Annotated in this window: 16 protein-coding genes; all 16 read right to left on the reverse strand. The window is 47.7% G+C overall.

What is annotated here, in order from left to right:
* Nucleotides 1-126: 126 nt before the first annotated feature.
* The 16 genes from C9I89_RS08430 to C9I89_RS08505 all read right to left on the reverse strand — a co-directional run bounded on the left by C9I89_RS08430 (nt 127) and on the right by C9I89_RS08505 (nt 18,378).
* A complete protein-coding gene (locus C9I89_RS08430) occupies nt 127-963 on the reverse strand; it encodes a phosphate/phosphite/phosphonate ABC transporter substrate-binding protein (RefSeq protein WP_107282898.1) in 837 nt (278 codons plus the stop codon).
* Between the two features lie 15 nt (nt 964-978).
* Nucleotides 979-1,722, reverse strand: coding sequence for a P-loop NTPase family protein (locus C9I89_RS08435; RefSeq protein WP_107282899.1), 744 nt, complete (start codon nt 1,720-1,722; stop codon nt 979-981).
* Nucleotides 1,722-3,836, reverse strand: a complete 2,115-nt coding sequence (locus C9I89_RS08440) for an SLBB domain-containing protein (protein WP_107282900.1) — start codon at nt 3,834-3,836, stop codon at nt 1,722-1,724. Before C9I89_RS08440 ends, C9I89_RS08435 begins: the two co-directional genes overlap by 1 nt.
* A 27-nt stretch (nt 3,837-3,863) precedes the next feature.
* Nucleotides 3,864-4,661, reverse strand: a complete 798-nt coding sequence (locus C9I89_RS08445) for an OmpA family protein (RefSeq protein WP_425440406.1) — start codon at nt 4,659-4,661, stop codon at nt 3,864-3,866.
* Nucleotides 4,662-4,708: 47 nt separating this feature from the next.
* A complete protein-coding gene (locus C9I89_RS08450; protein WP_107282902.1) occupies nt 4,709-5,014 on the reverse strand; it encodes an STAS domain-containing protein in 306 nt (101 codons plus the stop codon).
* A 186-nt stretch (nt 5,015-5,200) separates the two neighbouring features.
* Nucleotides 5,201-5,839, reverse strand: a complete 639-nt coding sequence (locus tag C9I89_RS08455; protein ID WP_107282903.1) for a sugar transferase — start codon at nt 5,837-5,839, stop codon at nt 5,201-5,203.
* Nucleotides 5,840-5,904: 65 nt separating this feature from the next.
* On the reverse strand, nt 5,905-7,146 hold the full coding sequence (locus C9I89_RS08460; RefSeq protein WP_107282904.1) for a glycosyltransferase family 2 protein: 1,242 nt from the start codon (nt 7,144-7,146) through the stop codon (nt 5,905-5,907).
* A gap of 20 nt (nt 7,147-7,166) precedes the next feature.
* Nucleotides 7,167-8,288: a glycosyltransferase gene (locus C9I89_RS08465; RefSeq protein WP_107282905.1), complete on the reverse strand. Its 1,122-nt coding sequence runs from the start codon at nt 8,286-8,288 to the stop codon at nt 7,167-7,169.
* Nucleotides 8,285-9,730, reverse strand: a complete 1,446-nt coding sequence (locus C9I89_RS08470) for a GumC family protein (protein WP_107282906.1) — start codon at nt 9,728-9,730, stop codon at nt 8,285-8,287. Before C9I89_RS08470 ends, C9I89_RS08465 begins: the two co-directional genes overlap by 4 nt.
* Entirely contained in the window at nt 9,727-10,869 is a 1,143-nt protein-coding gene (locus C9I89_RS08475; protein WP_107282907.1) for a glycosyltransferase, read from the reverse strand. The genes C9I89_RS08470 and C9I89_RS08475 overlap by 4 nt, the downstream gene beginning before the upstream one ends.
* Before the next feature lie 10 nt (nt 10,870-10,879).
* Nucleotides 10,880-11,596: an acyltransferase gene (locus C9I89_RS08480; protein WP_107282908.1), complete on the reverse strand. Its 717-nt coding sequence runs from the start codon at nt 11,594-11,596 to the stop codon at nt 10,880-10,882.
* Nucleotides 11,597-11,784: 188 nt separating this feature from the next.
* Complete coding sequence (locus C9I89_RS08485) at nt 11,785-13,203, reverse strand: O-antigen ligase family protein (RefSeq protein WP_107282909.1); 1,419 nt, start codon at nt 13,201-13,203, stop codon at nt 11,785-11,787.
* Nucleotides 13,203-14,648: a lipopolysaccharide biosynthesis protein gene (locus tag C9I89_RS08490; RefSeq protein WP_107282910.1), complete on the reverse strand. Its 1,446-nt coding sequence runs from the start codon at nt 14,646-14,648 to the stop codon at nt 13,203-13,205. Before C9I89_RS08490 ends, C9I89_RS08485 begins: the two co-directional genes overlap by 1 nt.
* Before the next feature lies 1 nt (nt 14,649).
* Nucleotides 14,650-15,807, reverse strand: a complete 1,158-nt coding sequence (locus C9I89_RS08495; protein ID WP_107282911.1) for a glycosyltransferase family 4 protein — start codon at nt 15,805-15,807, stop codon at nt 14,650-14,652.
* 13 nt (nt 15,808-15,820) lie between these two features.
* A complete protein-coding gene (locus C9I89_RS08500; protein WP_107282912.1) occupies nt 15,821-17,113 on the reverse strand; it encodes a glycosyltransferase in 1,293 nt (430 codons plus the stop codon).
* 182 nt (nt 17,114-17,295) lie between these two features.
* Nucleotides 17,296-18,378 (reverse strand): glycosyltransferase family 4 protein, encoded by a 1,083-nt coding sequence (locus tag C9I89_RS08505; RefSeq protein ID WP_107282913.1) that lies wholly within the window; start codon nt 18,376-18,378, stop codon nt 17,296-17,298.
* Nucleotides 18,379-18,457 lie beyond the last annotated feature (79 nt).

Here is an 18,457-nt window from a genome sequence, read left to right on the forward strand (position 1 = left end):
TCAACTCACTCAACTGATAAAGCTGGCAATAAAATGATTCTGTTACCGTTTATAAACCATAGTTCTACCGGGCAGAAATAACATCGTAATTGCTCACATTCTCTTACATCGAATGACGACTAAGGATCATTCGGCCAAAGGATGACCCTGATCACCTAGGAACTCGATTCTCAAACGCCTGACATCATCCCAATCACTACTTTGTGCCGCCTCGATACCTTGAAGCTTGATTGACTCTAACAAAGCCATGCCGTTAAGCGAGCGATCCATCTGGATGAGTGCTTGTTGTAACTTCAGCTGATCTACCGCATTGACCTTAGGGTGAGACGCAAACGCATGGGGGGTGTAACCCTGAGTAGTCCAAAGTACGTGTAGCTGCTTGCGTAGCGTATCCGGCATATTGTTAAAGGTTCGCATCACTCCCCCTCCGGCCGGATACAAGCCCTTAGCCACTGCACTGTAGACTGAATCATGGGAAGAGACATATTTAGGAGTGAAATTTATACCGATATCACTCAAGTGAGAACGGGTTAAAATACTGGCAGCAAAAGCTGCCGGTGCAGGGAAAGCGAGGGTTTGCCGGTTTAACTGCTGCAGTTCGGTAATGCCGCTATCTTTGCGCACCACTATAATGCCTTTAATCCGCTTATTCTTCGCTTTGGCTAAAGCCTGATAGCCGGGCTCTTGATTAAAAACGGTAAAATGGTATGGGTTCATATAAACAAAGTCATAGTCGCCGGCTGCCAGCCTTTCTTCAAAGGTTGGAATATTGGGCGCAGTTGCAAATTGAATTTCCATTCCGGTCTGCTCGCTTAAATGCAATACAATCGGCGTCCAAAGCTGGGCCAGCTTACTGGCAGACTGTTGGGGCACAACCCCAAATGTATATGTCTTTGCCATAGAGGCCTGGGCAACTAATATCAGTAAGACCGGCCACCATTTGATCAAAGCTTGCTTTACCATCTTCCCGCCCTTTCGTTAAATGTCCATCGAAAGCAGAGACAAACCATTCAATTTTCGGTTCGCCCAACGTACAAATCTTGGAAGCTGCCCGTTAATACGATTTAATTCTCTTTTTAACTCATCAATCAGTTTTGGCTGATATTGATCATTCATCACGGTGCCAACCAGGTTAGCCTGCTGATGGTTGAGACGCTCAATGGCATCTACGATCTGTGCCTGGGTACAATGCCCGGAAAGTACCACCAACAAACAAGCATCGCAGGCACTGGCCACCTGTTGAGCCGGAACCGCATGGCCATCCGTTGCCAGCAATGCCGTTGTATCTATTAAAACAGTATCATATTCTTGCAGCCAGCTCTGGATCAGCTGTCGCAATACCTCCGGCTCTCGCAACCTCAGCAGACTGCTCTTGTCCTTAGGAATACCGATGCCATTGAATACTGAATCGCAATCGGTAAAGGAAACCAGTTGCGGCGTTGACAAACAAGGTATAACAGCATTTAAAGGTGTTTTTTTGCCCAGAGATAATGTCGACTCACAAGGCAGATCGATCACTTTTAAAATACCCGGACTGACTGTATTGAGATCCACCAGCAGCGTTGAATGTCCTGCCAGCACATTACGCTGTGCTAACACCCTTAATATGGTTGTAGCCCCCTGCTGAGGCAGCGCAGAGCAGATAGCCATTGAACGAATACCTTGCGCTAAGGTTCGAGAATAAAGCTGTTCAATTTCTTGCTGATAATGTGCGACATTCATTAAAGCAACCCCAACAAGGAAGCCATAGAAACCAGACGGAAAATATCACCAATGGTTTCTCTGGTTTTATAGCCAAGAGAGTCTTTTCTATCTGGCACATAAACCGTGTCGCCATTTCTGATCACCGGCAGGATGGCGAAATCGGCCGTTTTACTAAATTCCGACAGATCAAAACTACGCGCCTGATCTTTGCAGCAAGAGAGATTGACCACCGTGATTTTATTGATATAGGCATCAGAGCTGGTGCCGCCGGCCTCTGCTAACAGATCTAACAAGGTCATGGAATCATTGAAGCGGTAGCGGCCGGGGCGATTCACCGCACCGAGCACTCGAACGGTGGTTTCCTTGGTCTGATTCAGCCAAATTCTATTTTTTTCTGGAATATATATGGTATCGCCGGTGGTAATTTGCGGCAGTAGCTGCTGATCTCCGGTTTCAAAATAGAGGCCGAGATCCAGCTTGGTGACTTTGGGACGACCTTTGTCGCTATGGCTGATCCGGATGTTATGAATATCGGCTTTGTCGGTAGGTCCGTCCGCCGCCGCCAAAATATCTAAAAAAGTCATCTCACTATTAAATCGATAACGGCCAGGCGCACCGACCTGCCCCATGATATATATCGACTTATCGGAGGATTGGCGCACCCATTGCGATTTATTATCTGAAGGGTCTTGCGGCAAATCATGGATCCGAACCACAGTACCCGCCTTGATTTTCGGTAAGCGAGATTCTCCATGACCTTGTTTTATATATTTATCTAAGTCAAAAGTGAGCGTACGGTTATTCCCACGCCCATCCGGAATAAGCAGTTCAATATTCGCCGTGTCTGCACGCGACTTAGGACCTCCGGCATGGGCCAGCAAATCCATCAAATTCATTTCATCTGACCACTCGAACCGACCGGGACGTACAACTTCCCCTATCACCCGTACCGCGCGATTAGGCGCGACTTTGAGCCAGGACTTTTCATTCATATCGGTTTTTTCAGGTACAAAAATCGCGTCACCGGCACCAATATCAGGTATCTGCGTCACCAGACCTTCGGTATAAGCCGCCATATCAAAGGGGCGCACTTCGCCATTTGCATGAATAATGCGAATTTGTCGCGATTCGGCAAAACGGGTCGGCCCGCCCGCATTGGCAAGAATATCCATAAAGGTCGCGCCCTCTTTACCTTCATAGGCACCTGGCTTAAAGACTTCCCCCATGACATACACCATATTGGCACCTGATTTGATCTCCTCCTCCTGGCGCGGTACAAAGATGGTCGCACCGGAAGACAGTGCCGGTAGCAGTTGACTATCTCCTGTATCTAAATACTGTTTTAAATTAAACAGATTGGGTTCGTTATGGTTAATCACCCGGATTTGCTCCACACCGGCATAACGCGTGACTCCTCCGGCACGCATTAACAGATCAACCAGTGAAATATTAGCTTTATAGGAAAAACTGCCCGGACGATTCACTTCACCAAAAACCTTCACCGCATTTCGATCAGCTGCCGCGTCCCCGGCATCCGACATTTTAGCGGCATCAAATTCCACTTCAATATTGCCGATCATCGGTGACGCTGGCACAAACAGAGTATCCAGTGAACGCAACTGGGGAAGATAGGATTCATTCCCCGAGTCCAAATAAGCCTTATAGTTAAACTCTTGCATTGAATCGTTACGACGCAGTTGCAACTTATCGAGTTGAGCCCCGGATCTTACCCCGCCCGCTTTTGCTAAAGCCATTTGAATGCCTGCACTGGCTGGCAGCAGCACCTGCCCGGGCTTATCGACATAACCTAGCACCTGCACCAATAATCGTGTCTCTTTAACATAGACAGAGAGATGCATCAGATCGCGAAAGACACCACCAAGCTTTTCCTTCACTAGCGCTTTAAGCTCTGCTTCTGTTAAACCCGCAACGGTCACAGTACCCACTTCAGGAAGGGTAATACGGCCCTGTTTATCCACATTCAGGTCCTGTTGCAAATTCTCTTCACCGGGCAAAAAGACCGCGATCAGATCACCGACTTGAACCTTGGCCGGCTTCGACACTGAAGCCGACGTAAAACAAGAGATAAACAGCAAGCTCATGCATAAAACTCGTGCTATAAATCTGAACATATCAAGCGCCTTATTTATGAGTGACAGTTATTTATGAGTAACCGTTGCGGCCGGGTGAGTACCAATACTTTCAACCAAAGCAATTGAAACCCGGCGATTCACCAATCGGTTCTGAGCAGACATTCCACCCGCTAAAGGAGCGGTTTCTCCGAGAGCAGAAACCTCAATTTTGCTTTTATCCATCCCAAAGATTTGCAAATAGCGACTCACTTGCTGCGCTCGCAACATCGATAACTGATGGTTGTCGCTCTCATCGCCGACCTGATCTGTATGACCAATGACTTGTAAACTGTAGTGAGGAAATTGGTTCAGCAAGACGACAGCCTGAGCCAACCGGCCAATATATTTAGGGTTTAGTTCACTGGAACCAGATGCAAACTGATTGTCGGCATTGAGAAGCCGTTCAATCTCCGTCGCCACCGGCACCGGGTTCAGATCCACGTGATCCTGCTCTAGCCGGCAAGTCTGAGAAGATAAAGCCGCAGAAAGTTGACGCTCTAACCTGTTTAACTGATTGCGTTGTATCAGAATATCGTTAGCGGCATCAAATTCTAAGCCTCCAGCTAATTCACGCCCAATTCGCTGCTCTCTTTCTCTTGCCTGGGCCACAGTGGCAGGAAAACATAACTCAGCGCCATCAACGACCAACAGTTTTAACAGCTGGCGGGTTAGCTCAAAATCAAACCGCAGGCCATGTTCCGGGGTTAATGGCTCGCCAGGCTCAACCGGGGAAATACTCTGATAGTGATGCTCCGCAAAGCCACCATATCCACCAATGGGAAAACTGCTGCTACAGCCAGTCAACCAAAGCAATAGTCCAGTCAAGCAGATAACCTTTATGCCTCGCATACTTATTGCTCCCTATGACTTACTCAGCGGATTGAAATCACTTGATGAATTCTTAATAACTCCAATAATTGCTTTGGCTGACCACGGGCCCCCGTCAGCTCCAGCCCGCGACCTTCGGCTTTTAAACGTTTATATAAAAAGACAATGGCGCCAATACCCGACGAATCGATAAATCCAACCTGCCTGAGATCTAATATGATCTGCTGCTGAACTTCGGCGGTTATCGCCTCGAAGTCAGGGCGGATCTCCGCCACACTCAACGCATCAAAATCCCCGTTAAGTTTGACAATCAAATCACCACATTCGGTAATAGTACGTTTGATATCCATAATAATTGCCTGCTCCTGTGACTAACCCAATTAATTAATAAGGTTAATGCCAAAAGCATGCCAATAAAAAATCGTTATTATTCAATAAGATCTGCGGGAGTAGTGTGAGGAGTAGGTGTATTTGCAAGTTGCAAATTGCAAATGCACCTACTCAAGTGACATCAAGATGCTCATTACAGAGAGATTTTATTGGCCCCTTCCCTTAACCATCACTTCGATGGTTTTAAACGCAATCGCAAGATCTGTTTTAATCCAGCTGTTAAAGCTTGAAAGTGCGATGGCATAACCATGGTCATAGGCGACCTTGGTTCGTACATCATCAACGCACGTATCGTAACCCTGATTCACCTGAGCCAACCCCGTAATTCCCGGAGCCAGGCCGTAGGTCCGTTCGGCATAATATGGAATTTGTGATTCAAGTTTCTGATAAAAGCAAGGGCGCTCAGGGCGAGGGCCAATTAAGGACATCTCTCCCCGCAACACATTGATCAGCTGTGGTAATTCATCTAATCGTGTCTTACGCAAGAAACGCCCCACACGGGTAATGCGGGGATCGCTCTCGCTGGCCCACACGGCACCAGAAGCCGCTTCCGCATCCAGTCGCATGCTGCGGAACTTAAGCATAAATAAAAGCTCGGTTCTATCCGGCCGGGCACGGCCGATGCGCATTTGAGATATAAATACTGCCCCTTTCGAATCCAACTTAATGGCCATGGCAATGATCGGAAAAATAGGGAGAAATAGCAGCAGCCCAACAACTGCAGCAACAATATCGCAAGCTCTTTTTCCGATAAGTGTAGTGCGATCAACATATTGAATATTCATAATATTTCCTTGTATCAGACTGCATCTATCAACAATGTTAACGGGTATTGATTTCCCACACTCCGTTACCAACGTCCCTTTTCCAATCCCCGGATATAACGCAGAGAACCAAGCAGATTTGCCAGGTGTCCCGCTACCAGATAATTAATCAACTTCATCGCCTTGCCGATCCCGGGCTGTTGCAGTACCCTTTTCTCTCCCCAGCGAACCAAACGACTAACGGGCCCTATTCCCGCGACCTTATGTTGAGACGATGCAGCTTCTCGCTGGATAACATAAACCCAGGCGGCTGAAGCGTAACCAAGCAGTTGTGCCGTCAACAATGTACCCCACACCCAGCTATCACGGCTCAGGAGCAAGCTGAGTAACAATAAAAGCAGCATGAGATAGGGCATCAATACACGAAGAAATTTACCTGAAAAGAAACTAAAGGCGATCGATCCATATTGAGGCATCAGCAATCTTTTAAGGCGCAAAACTTGCTGAAAATTACCGGCAGAGATCCGTATTCTGCGCCGATAATCCATGCTGTGGCTGGCTTTTTCTAACTCTAATGCATGCAAATCGGGTTCATAGACGGATCGATAACCCTGAGCAACAATTGTCATCGGTAAAATAAAATCATCATTAATGGTATCTTCCGGCATCGGGGTAAACCGATCCCGCCGGAACAGGTAACAGGCGCCATGTACCCCTATCGTCGATCCAGCCCGGGCCTCACAGACTTTAATCTGGCTTTGATACTTCCAGTATGCCGCCTCTCCCTCTGAGCCCGGGTCCAGTAACTGATAGTGACTGCAGATCACCCCGACATCCGGGGTGATCATATACTGGTGGGCAACGTTAAACGCATCGATAGAAATAAGCGCCGACACATCACTTAAAGCGACCCAAGGCGTATCAAGCGATGCCACCAATTGATTCACAATGGCCACTTTACCCCGGTTATTCTTAAACTCGCGTACCTCTAGATTCAGATGGCTATTTTCAGGCCGTTTCGCTGCAACTCTTGCTAATTGCGCCGTCTGATCCGTACAACCATCACAAGCAATGATGATCCGCAGCTTGTCTGCCGGATAATCAATAAAACCCAAGTTTGCGATCTTTTCTGAAATATAAGCAGCTTCGTTATAAGCGGGGATCACTAACGTTATTCCCGGTATATTGACCTGCTGGCGAGAGATGCTCTGATTCGAGGGGTGACGGTTTACCGCTTTCTTAGACCACAGCTTTATCAGTAACGGGTAAATCAGATGATGGTACACAATCAGCACCAGAGCCAGGGTGGCACAAACTTGCATTAACATAACGCCTCCTTTTGATCAGTTCAGCCGACGGAATGCAGCCGTTCCTGCTCTCCCTGATACAACCGGGCATAAGCCATTGCGGTATCTCGAATATCAGCTTTCTGGGTAACAAAAGCCCTCGGACTTTTACGATCCTGATCAAAAGGGATCGCGACAACCAACTGTTTAGCTAACTCTGAAATTGCGGCCGCTAATGCTCTGTGATTTCTCTGTCTCACGATTTTTCCGGTGTCATGGCACAGCGACTCTCTTGACGCTCCGGCCGTGGTCACAATTGCCGGAATACCACACGCCTGCGCCTCCAATGGTGCCAGCGGCATTCCCTCTTTTACCGAAGGCTGGCAAAAGAGATCCAGGCTGCGATAAAAGGCAGGCATATCATCGATACGTCCCAGAAAATGGACCCGGTGATTCAACCTCAAATCCCGGCTCTGTTTTATTAACCTGTCTTTTAGGCTGCCTTGGCCGGCAACCGCAATATGCACATCCCTTGGAAGCCGTGTTAGCGCCTCTATCAAATAGGTATGACCCTTTTCCCATTCCAAACGGCCACTGCAACCAATAATGGTCGCGTGTTGCGGTATCCCAAATTTCTCTCTGGCCGTTTGCTGGCAACCCGGAGAAAACTTACAGGTATCAATCCCATTCGTAATAATAACATCGGGCTCAATATTCAGATGCGTCTTCATTCCTCTGGCCACATTTTCAGCATCGGCTACAAGAATCGGTTTAAACAGGCGAATCGCCCGGGTTTGCAATTTGCAGTGCTGATCATTTGCCAAGTGCCAGGCATCATGCTCTGTATGGATCAGAGTCTCGATTCCGGCCATCCTCGCTGCCAACCCGGCATAGAGCAATGGGCCGATATGGTGAGTATGAACAACGTCAACCTTTAGCTTTTTGAATATGGACCTTAACTGCCAGCAAGCACGGTAATCCACCCCCTGCCGCTTGTTTAAAAAGAGCAATCTGCTGGCATAAGGCTGCAACCGTGGCCAGCTCTGTAAAACCTCTTCCATACTCCCTTCAAGACTCAAAATATAATTGTGCTGTTCAGGCTGACTAAACCGCTGCAGATCAAGCGCTAAGGTTTCGATCCCCCCCGGTTGAAGGTGCTGCACCACTTGAACGACTGTCTTCATAACGTTGCTCCTGCCTCAAGATCCAGTTTAGGTATACGGCTGATAACCTTAACGCCAGTCCATAACTCGACATCTCTCTTTCGCCTTGCCGTGATATCGAGAATTTCGACCATTAGCGCCAAACCGACGCCTAAAGCGCCACCCGCAACCATGCCGACAATGGCAAATAACCAGCCGGGTAAATTGGTCGGCCGAGTTGGGGTAAACGGCCTGTCGATTACTTTTATCCTTTTCCCTTGTTCAAAATCCCCGAGAGAGCCTGTCACTTTTGCCATCTCATAACGTTTAGAAAGCGCCAGATAGAGTTCCCTCTTCACCGCGATCTCACGGTTTAACTGCTCAAGGCGGCGCTCTTGTTCACCAAGATCAGACGTCGATATCTCCAACGTCTTAACCATCTTTTTCAGGCTGCTGATCTCTTCCTCCAAACCATCTACACGACTACGGGCCTGCTGTAATCTGTCAAGTTGAGAAATAAGCAATGGCTGATGCTTATTCTCAGCTGTAACCAGCATCGCTGAACTGGCGATATCCCACAGCTTCTCTGTATCGACAAATTCATCATCCTGTTGCAAAGCTCGAAGTCGTTCTGACTCCAGACGGGCCATATTGCGAATCGCGGCCTGAACCTGACTGTGACTGTCGTGATAGCGGGCTCTCAACATGGCTAGTTGGCTACGGATAGCAACAATCTGCTCTTCGAGTCTGCCTACGACAGGGTTTGTCTTTGATAACTGCTGATCCAAACCACCCAGACTTTTTTTAGCGCCTGCTATTTCAGCCTCTCTTTCTGCCAGGCGTTGCTTAAGTGAAGCTAATCGATTGATATTCGCCGCATGGTATTCAGGTAATTGGCTCGTATTCTGATCTCGAAAAACTGCCAGATTTTTCTCTGCCAAGTCCAGGTCCCGACGCATTTTCTCTAGTATCAACGCCAGGAAATAGCTCGAATCTCGCATCGATGACAGTTCCGGAGCTAAGAGCTGTTCGACAAAATACGAACTGACCGTTTCGAGGGTCTGTGCCATTCCCTCAGGATTACTCGACCGATAATCGATCCGGATCAGATCTTTGCCGACCATATTTACTGACAGGGCTGAAGACAGCTCCTGAATAACAGCATCACGCTCCACATCCGGCGTATCCGCATCTAATAAACCGCGGTCTTGAGCAACAGCCCCTAGAATATGACGGCTATGTAACAAGGTTTTCAGCGCTGCCATACGCTCTTTCAACATGGCTGAGACCGCTAAGTCTTCCAAAAACGGATTCATTTTAGACGTTTCTTGGATTAACATACTGGTATGAGCCTGGTAGCGTTCCGGGGCCATGCTGCCAATAACAAACCCGACCACGGGCAAGATGAGCATAGGCAAAACAATCAGGTATCGCCTTCGCCATGCTGCATCCAAGATGCAGTAAAACCGATAATGCAGACTCATAGTGCCTCCAGATAGGTTGAAAGCAGCTCCGCCCTTGATTGCCAGCTCTCTGCTGCAACGGCTGATCGGGCATGTGATGGAATTGTATGGTGCCTGGCATCGTTCAGAGCAGTAACCATCTGCGGTGGTGTTTCAACCTGGCTGATATGATCCTGATACTCTTTTAATGCCGGAAAGCAGGTTGAGACAATCGGCTTTCCGGCCGCAAGATATTCCCTGAGCTTTAACGGGTTACAGGCCCGGATCTGCGCATTATCAACAAAGGGTAGTAGTGACGCCGTCCAATGCTGCACATAGGAAGGTAACTGATGATGGGCTCTGCGGCCCAGAAAGTGCACATTGGGGTATTTAGTTAACGATGAGCAATCAACATGCTGCTCGCCAATAAAGACAAAATGCCAATCTGGCAAAGATTGAATCACCTGCTCTAACAGTGCGAAATCAAGCCAGTCGGAGATAGAGCCATAATAACCGGCGATTGGTCTGTTATCATCAGGCAGATCACTGGCACGATTACATGGCGTTGCAAACAACGTGTAATCAACACCGTGGCTTATAAGTTGTGTTTTGAGCGGTGGAAATTTCTGATACAGAGATGCACTGGCCGCCAGGATAAGTTCTGCTTGCTGAGCCAGCTGGCACTCCCTTTGACGAACGACCTGATGATCAACACCAGTCAGTGCCGAGAAATCATCACAACAGTAATAAACTAATGCCGACTCCCCCAAGCGGCCGGCGACATCCACGGCGGTAGGCAGCGATGTCCATAGAATGGGGTGCTTAATGCCCATCCTTCTCATCACGGGTTTGATTTGCCACACTAATAACTGGGCAGCAAGTTGTCGTTGAAAACGGCCCTCTGGCACTGGAATAGTCTTGGGGTTTATAACCTGAAACTTTTGCCGATCCGGCAATAAAAGATCATCCGACTGAGCATGATCTACAGCAGTGGAGCTTGCTGTTATTTTCTGCCATAACCGACCGAGATCTTTCCTGCTAAAGCGAGGTTTTCGCAGCCCAATGGAATTTATCCAAATCACCTTACGATCGGCTTTTAGCATCACCTGACGTATCAGGTGCTGAGTACTGCTCGGTAACCCGCCCCAATCTTCGCCAAAAACAATCAAATCTTTTGCCATAGTCCGTTTCTCACCTCTCGATAGATCTCACGACCCGGGCCGGAACACCCGCAGCAATCACATAGGCTGGCAGATCCTTGGTCACCACACTCCCGGCAGCAACAACCGTACCTTCCCCAATACACACCCCGGCCGTGACGATCACCCCGGTGGCCAGCCAGACATCCCGCTCAAGTATGATGTCGCCCACTTGCTGCTCCGTTTCAGGACAACCGGCGGCTCTGTCTGCACAATTAAGCGGATGACCGGGATAGCCGGCGAGCAAGGTGCGACCGGCAATACGGACGTTATCGCCAATTTCAATACGGCGTCCTACTGCCACTGTTGTCATCCAGCCAATATCGACATTGTTTCCAATAATTAACTGAGGAGTTTTGGGCGAAGAGACCCGCCCGGTAAAGGTTGTTTTCCCACAAATTCGTACTTGATTACCTAAATGGATCTCTAACGTTCCTGCACAATATGGCAAGCCGCCATAGAGATAGAGCTGACCTTTGTCGCTGCTAAGCTGACTTTTAAACAGAGGTGTCCACAACACGATTCGAGTCGCATTGGTCAAAACGCCTTGGCCGATTCGATACAAATAATAAAGGGGTTTAACAAGCAGCTGAGGTGCTGGTAATTCAAAAAAACGGATCTTAAAGTAAAGCTGAATACCAACTTGAGCCAGTGGATGGTCACTGGTTTTCAGCCAACGCTTTGCCTTTGCAACAGAGAGACTTTTCATAACATTCCTCTCGAATTCGATAATATTCAAGAGAAAGCACAAATTAGGCCAGATTTCAGAAAGCCATGAAAGTGACTTTATATCAGCAACTTAATAGCTATTGGCGCTTGATGGGTTTGCTGTTTGAAAATCAACTCGTGCAGTACCGAGAGAAGTAGCAAAATGCAAACCGCGCTACTATACCCAAGTTACCCGTCGGTTAAATGGGTAGCAACCCACTGGGCAGTAGCACAAACTAGCGCAGATAATATATAGAGAGGCCAGGTGAATCCCTGGGTTAAGAACGTACCGGAAACCACAGTACCGATAAGACCAGTTAAGACCGCTTGTGCCGTCGCGACGATCTCAGGGCTGACGGGAGCTGTTTGCGCTTCAATTATTTCGAGGCTGCGCAGAGAGCTACGAATTAAAACGGTAATCATGGCGATAAAAACCAACAGACCCACAAAACCGGTTTCAGCCAACACACCAAACCAGGTGCTATGCACAGCATGGTTCAGCCCGTCCCAATGTTTTGAATAAAAATAATAATTATAATAAAAATTATCAATACCAACCCCAAACAGCGGATTTTCTAACGCCATATGAAAGGCCGCTTCCCATGCATATAAACGCCCCATTGCCGATTCATCTATCCCGGCTTCACCAGCCCCTCCAGACGCCCGATCAGAAATTCCGGCAACCGTATATAACAGAGCGGCAACAAGCGCACCACCAATTAGGAACAAGCTCTTTGATTTAGTTCGCCGATATGCAAACACCCCTATAACGGCCATGATCCCCAGTAAACCGCCACGACTCTGGGTGGCAATCACCGCCGAAAAAAGAGAGATAAAACTCATCAAGCCCAAACTTCGGCTGAAAAAACCAATACCTTTATTTAGCATTAAACTAAGCGCAAATGCGGCAGGAAACATCAGTACCAAAGCCAGATCATTCGGATCTCCCAGCACCGAACCTATATCTCGGCCAATGGTGACACGTCCCCCTTCAACTAAACCAATACCTGTCATTTTATTGTTTAAGGCCACCAGTGCGACCATTAACCCTGCCGCTGTGAATAAGCGGGAGGCAAACGCAAAATCTTTGATTGTTCGGGTCAACCATGCAATGGCAAAGGTCATCAGCGCAATTTTCCAATAGATGCCCTTAAAATAGCTGATAGCAACCGACTGATTACTGGCCAAAATCACCCCAAGGATCACCCAAAAGAAAAACAGGGCGATAAGATTCAATTCAAAACGCCAATAAACCTTTATTTTTTGACTGATCATCAAGTGCCAGCAGAGGGCAAAAATAGAAGCTAATGAGAGCAGCAGAGGGATCTTTAAAGAATAAAGCTGAGGAAAGACTTCATGAATCCTAAAAAATGAAAACACGACAAAAAAGACCACCATCACGAACGGATAGCCAAGTACCACTAAAGTCATGCCGGGCAATAGTGCCAATACCGCAGCAACCGCAGGATGCGGCACCAGATACCAGACGGCGCCGATGCAGAGGGAGGAACCAAACGCCAGCAACAGGCCTCCGGGCGTCGCTCGGGGTCGCGCGACCTTCACTGCCGATACCACCGCATTCACCGTCCGTTTCGGCCCGTTGCTCATCACCCGTTCCCCCTGACAGAACGGCGAAATACCGCGATCGGAAACAGCTGCAAAATTACAGCAAGAACAAGCAGGGCCAGACCGCCCGAAAAGGCGAAGAACAGACGTATCTCGTGGTTGTGGGTCAGCTGAGCGAAGGCCAGAATGGAAAAACTAACGCAAGCGATGCAAGCCAGTTTCTTAACCGGATAGCTCAAAGGCAGGTAAACCTGACTAAGTACCACAAACAAACCCAGACGGCACAACTGCGCCAACAATAAACCGCCGATGATCCCCCAGACACCGTAGTTGCCCCAGAACAGCAAAGCCACCATCGTTGAAAGACCGACCAGAGTGCCGGTCAAGTTAACCACAAACTGTGTTTTGGTCGTTCTACCAATAAAACAGCCAATATTGACCAGCTCGGCCACCTCTTTGACAGCCATTACCATGACCAAACCCAGAGTATATTGTGCCGCAAGCTGATAGTGAGCCGGGAACAACTGGTGAATTAACCATGGCGATGCTAAAGAAACCACTAAGGCGATCACGAAAGTCAGGCAGAGTCCGACACAGATATATTTCACAACCTGCTGATGGCCATTTTTACGATTTAAATATTCAAAGCGTTTTGGCGACCACCACATTCCAAATGGCTGTAACAGCAACACGGTGGCTAGTGCAAACTTACTGGCAACGCCATATTGGGCAATGGTTTCCAGATCGACAACACTTAGCAGCAGCCAGCGGTCTAGCCCCGCCAATGGAAAACTGACTAAGCCGCTGCCGACAATTGGCAGGCTATAGATCAATACCGGTTTTATCTTCCGGAAACACAGCTGCATACCGGTATCTCTAATCTGCAACCAGATCAAACAGACCGCTTGTATCAGGGTCGCCACCAGTCCCGCGGCCAAAATACCGGTCACACCAAACCCCATATCAACACAGGTAAAAACCAGTATCGCCTGCAACAAGGCCCGACCGACGGTTACCAGAAAAAAAACAACCGCCTTATCCTGAATTCTCAGCCACCCCAGGCAAACCGCTACCAAGGCCTCTAAGGCCAAAAAAGAAAAAATGAAGATCAGATCTAAACGATTAAGCTGAATGGACCAGAGCTGCAGAAACAACTGGCTTATAATTTGCGCTAAAAATGGGGCAATAAAAATCGCCATAACCGATAGAATCAGCGAAATCCCAAAGATTTGAGCAGCAATTTCCTTTTTTTGACTGTTACTTTTCTCCAACCCCACAAAGCGATACAAGGCATCTTCTAACCCCATGGCTAACACAATGCTGCCCAGTACTGCAACGCTGGTTAATACCTCTAATCGCCCCATTTCTGCCGGCGTTAACTGATAGGCAAGCCATGGTAGCATCACCATCGAAAGCCCTTTCATAATGACAATGCCGATGCCGTAAAGCAGTGTTTGGTGAAATGCGGTTAGTTTGAGGGTTTTCATATTAAGCCCTCTCAGTTGCAAATGGCGGCATGCGTCTGTGCTTAGATAACGTTATACCTAAAGCGTGGTAGATCCTCTTGGTTAACGGCCGATAGAGATCATCGGCAACATAATTTTGCGCGATCTTAAACGAGGCTTTTCCTAACCGCCTTCGTAATTTTTCATTGTCCCGAAGCTGACGAATTTTCACGGCCAGATCGGCGGCATTTCCCGCTTGATACTTGACACAACTCTCACCGTCAACCAACACCTGATCCCAATAAGCGCCATCATCAGGGATCAAGATACAATGACCCGCCGCCATCGCTTCTAAAATCGATAAACCAAACGGCTCACTCTGGCTGGTAGAAACAAAAATATTACTCTGTGCACGAATTGTATCAAGATGGTCTGGCATCTCATGCCAATGCACCCGCTCCAATGCCACCGGCGCTTTTGATATCAACAGATTGATCTGTTTGGGTCGGATATAACAAATATGGGTTTGCGGGCGTTCGTTAATATCGAGCTGCTGCAACGCTTGAACAAAGAGATCTAAACCCTTCCACTTTAATAAAGATGCGGCCCAAAACAGTTGGGGGTGTTGCTGTTGGCAAGCTTGCGGCCAGTGCTTCAGTGATAGCCCATTATTAAACACCTGAAAGCGGTTAATATTAACAAGCTCTTCTGAAAAACCTCTGAACCTGTGAAGTGCATTTTGGAGCGACTCTTCTGTCGATGCCAAATAGAACACCGCATCTGCTTTTATTAAACAGCGCCCAATGCTCCGAGAGCATGCAACAGGCCCATGCACCAGTTGCACCAGTACAAATCGAAACAGCAACCGGGCAAAATAGAGAGTGAAATCGCCCCCCGGACCGGAGGCTCCAATTACCATGTCAATTTTACCAAACCTGAGCCTGGCAATGATCAAATTAAAAACCAACAACAGATGCTTAATAAAGAAGAGTACACCTTGCGTTTTATTGGCTAACCACCTCATCTCCAGTAACTGAAGCTTCTTTATTGCCCCTCCCTGCCAAGACGTTGGATCTTTGGTGATCACAGTGATCGACACCTGATTACTATCTAAGGTCTTCAGCAAGCTTAAAGTGGCATTTTTGGAGCCGCCAGCAAAAGCGATACCATCCCAAACCAGAATATGTTTTTTTATTTTCATCCGAAATTCCCGCTTAAACCACCGGTGATCTTTTAGGCCAGTATTTTTGCCAAATGTCGCTGTGAGCAATTGAGCGCAGCAGGTTAAACCATGATGTGCCACGGCTTTTTATGTCGGTGTTTATTAACGCATGGTTGCTATATGCCGTTATTAATTGCTCATATTGCGCAGTGACCTTAAAGACATTAGCTTGAATTGAAAATTGCACCTGAAGTCTTTCGTAACTTGCCGCCGCAAGTTGCACGCGCAGCTCTGGCGCTAGCATTAACGCTTTTAAGTGACTAACCAGTTCGTCAACATCTCCGGGCTGATGCAACAAGCCTGTCTGCCTGTCCACTATGACTTCTGGAATACCGCCCACTCTGGGGGCGGCAACCGCAACTCCCGCCAACGCGGCTTCCAATAAAACCAAGCCAAACACCTCTTCCCTGGCGGTGCTTAACAAAAGATCGCATCCCCCTTTCAGGTGGCCAACAACATCAGGTTGTTCACCCAATAGAGTCACCCTGTGTTCCAGTTTCAGCTCAGATAACTGCTGCTCTAAATTTGCCCGTTGCTCCCCCTCACCAATGATCACCAGGTGCAGGTCAACACCCTGTTTTTCTAAGGCTGCACACGCCTCTATCGCGATATCGAATCCTTTACGGAAGATAAGCGAGCCCACTGCAGCTATTAAAAAAGTACCGGGGGATAAATGTAACTTCTGCCGCAAATCCACCACGGGTTGCTGGCTAAGGTTTTGAATAGCAACCCCATTGGCAATGACCGATAGCTTGCTTTCTGCCATGCCATCCCCCCGCAGCTGTTCAATCACCGGATGACTGACGCCGATAACATGATCAACCTGATGAAGACCCAGTACCCAGCGCTGCCATAAGGGGTATCGGCTATGAATATGCGCAACCAGAGGCAATTGACAAGCCCGCGCCACCCAATTGAGCCACTGGCAAGGCGCACCGCTATTGGCGTGGATTAGGTCAATGTTATATTGCTTTACTAACCCCATGCCTTGCCTGACTAACTGATAAAAGCCAATACAGTTAAACCGAGGTGGTTGCTCCGCGAAAAGAAGGGGAAAAGGCTGGCAGATAGTTGGAATATTTAATTCTTCCGCCTCCTTTTTTAAAACTTCACTGTTGCACCAAAGCACAGGGCGATAGTTTCGGCTATCAAGAAAAGTCAGCAGATCCAATAAGCAACGCTCACTGCCTCTTATCCACCCTTCGCCATAATGCACAAATAGGATATTTTTCCTGTTATTAGCAATATTATCTTTTCCTGATCGGTTTAATTTATTCTCCGTCACAACCGTTTTCCCCCTTGCTTCTTTATTGTTATCTCTTTTGTAAAAGCAAGGAACAAACCAAGTTTTAATAAATTATTAATCGAACTGAAAATACTGCAGTACAGAGCAATACTGAAAATAAAATCAGCTGGTTATCCCGATTGGTATTAAGCAAAAGTGCAATTTGCATAACCATATTGCAATTAACAGCTCACTTTTTGATAAATGGCAATCAACTGAGGGATCACGGTATCAGCAGAAAATTTCGTTGCTACCTGATATCGGGCTTGAAAGCGCAGACTCATTTGTTGCTCCGGCGGCATTGACAGCCATTGCCGGATTTTATCAACAAAAGCATCAACATCTGCCACTGGCAGTAGCCAGCCGTTGCCTTCATGTTTGATCAACTCGGACAATGCGCCAACTTGAGTGGCCACCACAGGAATCCCCCGGCTCATCGACTCCAACGCAGCCATTGGCATGCCTTCAAACAGTGAAGGCATAATTAATAAGCCGATCTCAGGCCAGATATTACTCATATCTGACTGGGCACCATGAAACTTTACATTCACAGGTGCCTGTTGCCGCAATTGGCGATCCAAAGGACCATCGCCATAGATATGAAAACAGTATTCAGGTAACTGCTTTGCAATCTCCAGCATAAATTGAGGGCCTTTCTCTTCGCTCAAGCGCCCCACAAATGCCAATTGCTGCCCTCTGCCGATTGCCACGTTATCGGTCTGTACAAAGTTGTTTAACATCAAAGAGGCGACAGGTAATCGCTGTGAAATAGGCAGGCTTACTGTCAAACATTGCGCTGCCAACATGGCGCTGTATCTATCGATAAAGTCATAGACAGCCAACTTACCTTTGGTGATTTCCCCTGCATGATAAGTACTGACCACAGGTATCCCGCACAAAAAGCCAATGACACGCGAAACAATACCCGCTTTATAACCATGGCTGTGAAGTAGCCGGGGTTTTTCTCTCTTAACCATCGGCCATAGCCTCCACACCGGATGCGACAAGGTTCGTACCCTGATGCCGAGATCAACCAAGGCATCTTTGAGTGGATGGCTGCCATAATCAGCCAAAAACACCACAGAAACGGGAAAGTGATGCTGGTGCAGCCCCGAAGCCAGCTGCAATATATGGGACTCTATCCCGCCATTACGTTGGCTATCTACCAGTAGCCATATCTCTTTGCTCGATGCCATTTTCTTTCCTCCCGTGAGTAGCATATTGAAGCTACAAGCAAGGAGCAGGCCAAGCGAAGGATCTTTCACGACCTATACTCAATTGGGTTAATACATATCGTATTTTGGATTAAAGATGATCAAACGCTTTTTTTCCTGAGCTTTTCTT

Source organism: Photobacterium lipolyticum (assembly GCF_003026475.1).
Classification (GTDB): Bacteria; Pseudomonadota; Gammaproteobacteria; order Enterobacterales; family Vibrionaceae; genus Photobacterium; species Photobacterium lipolyticum.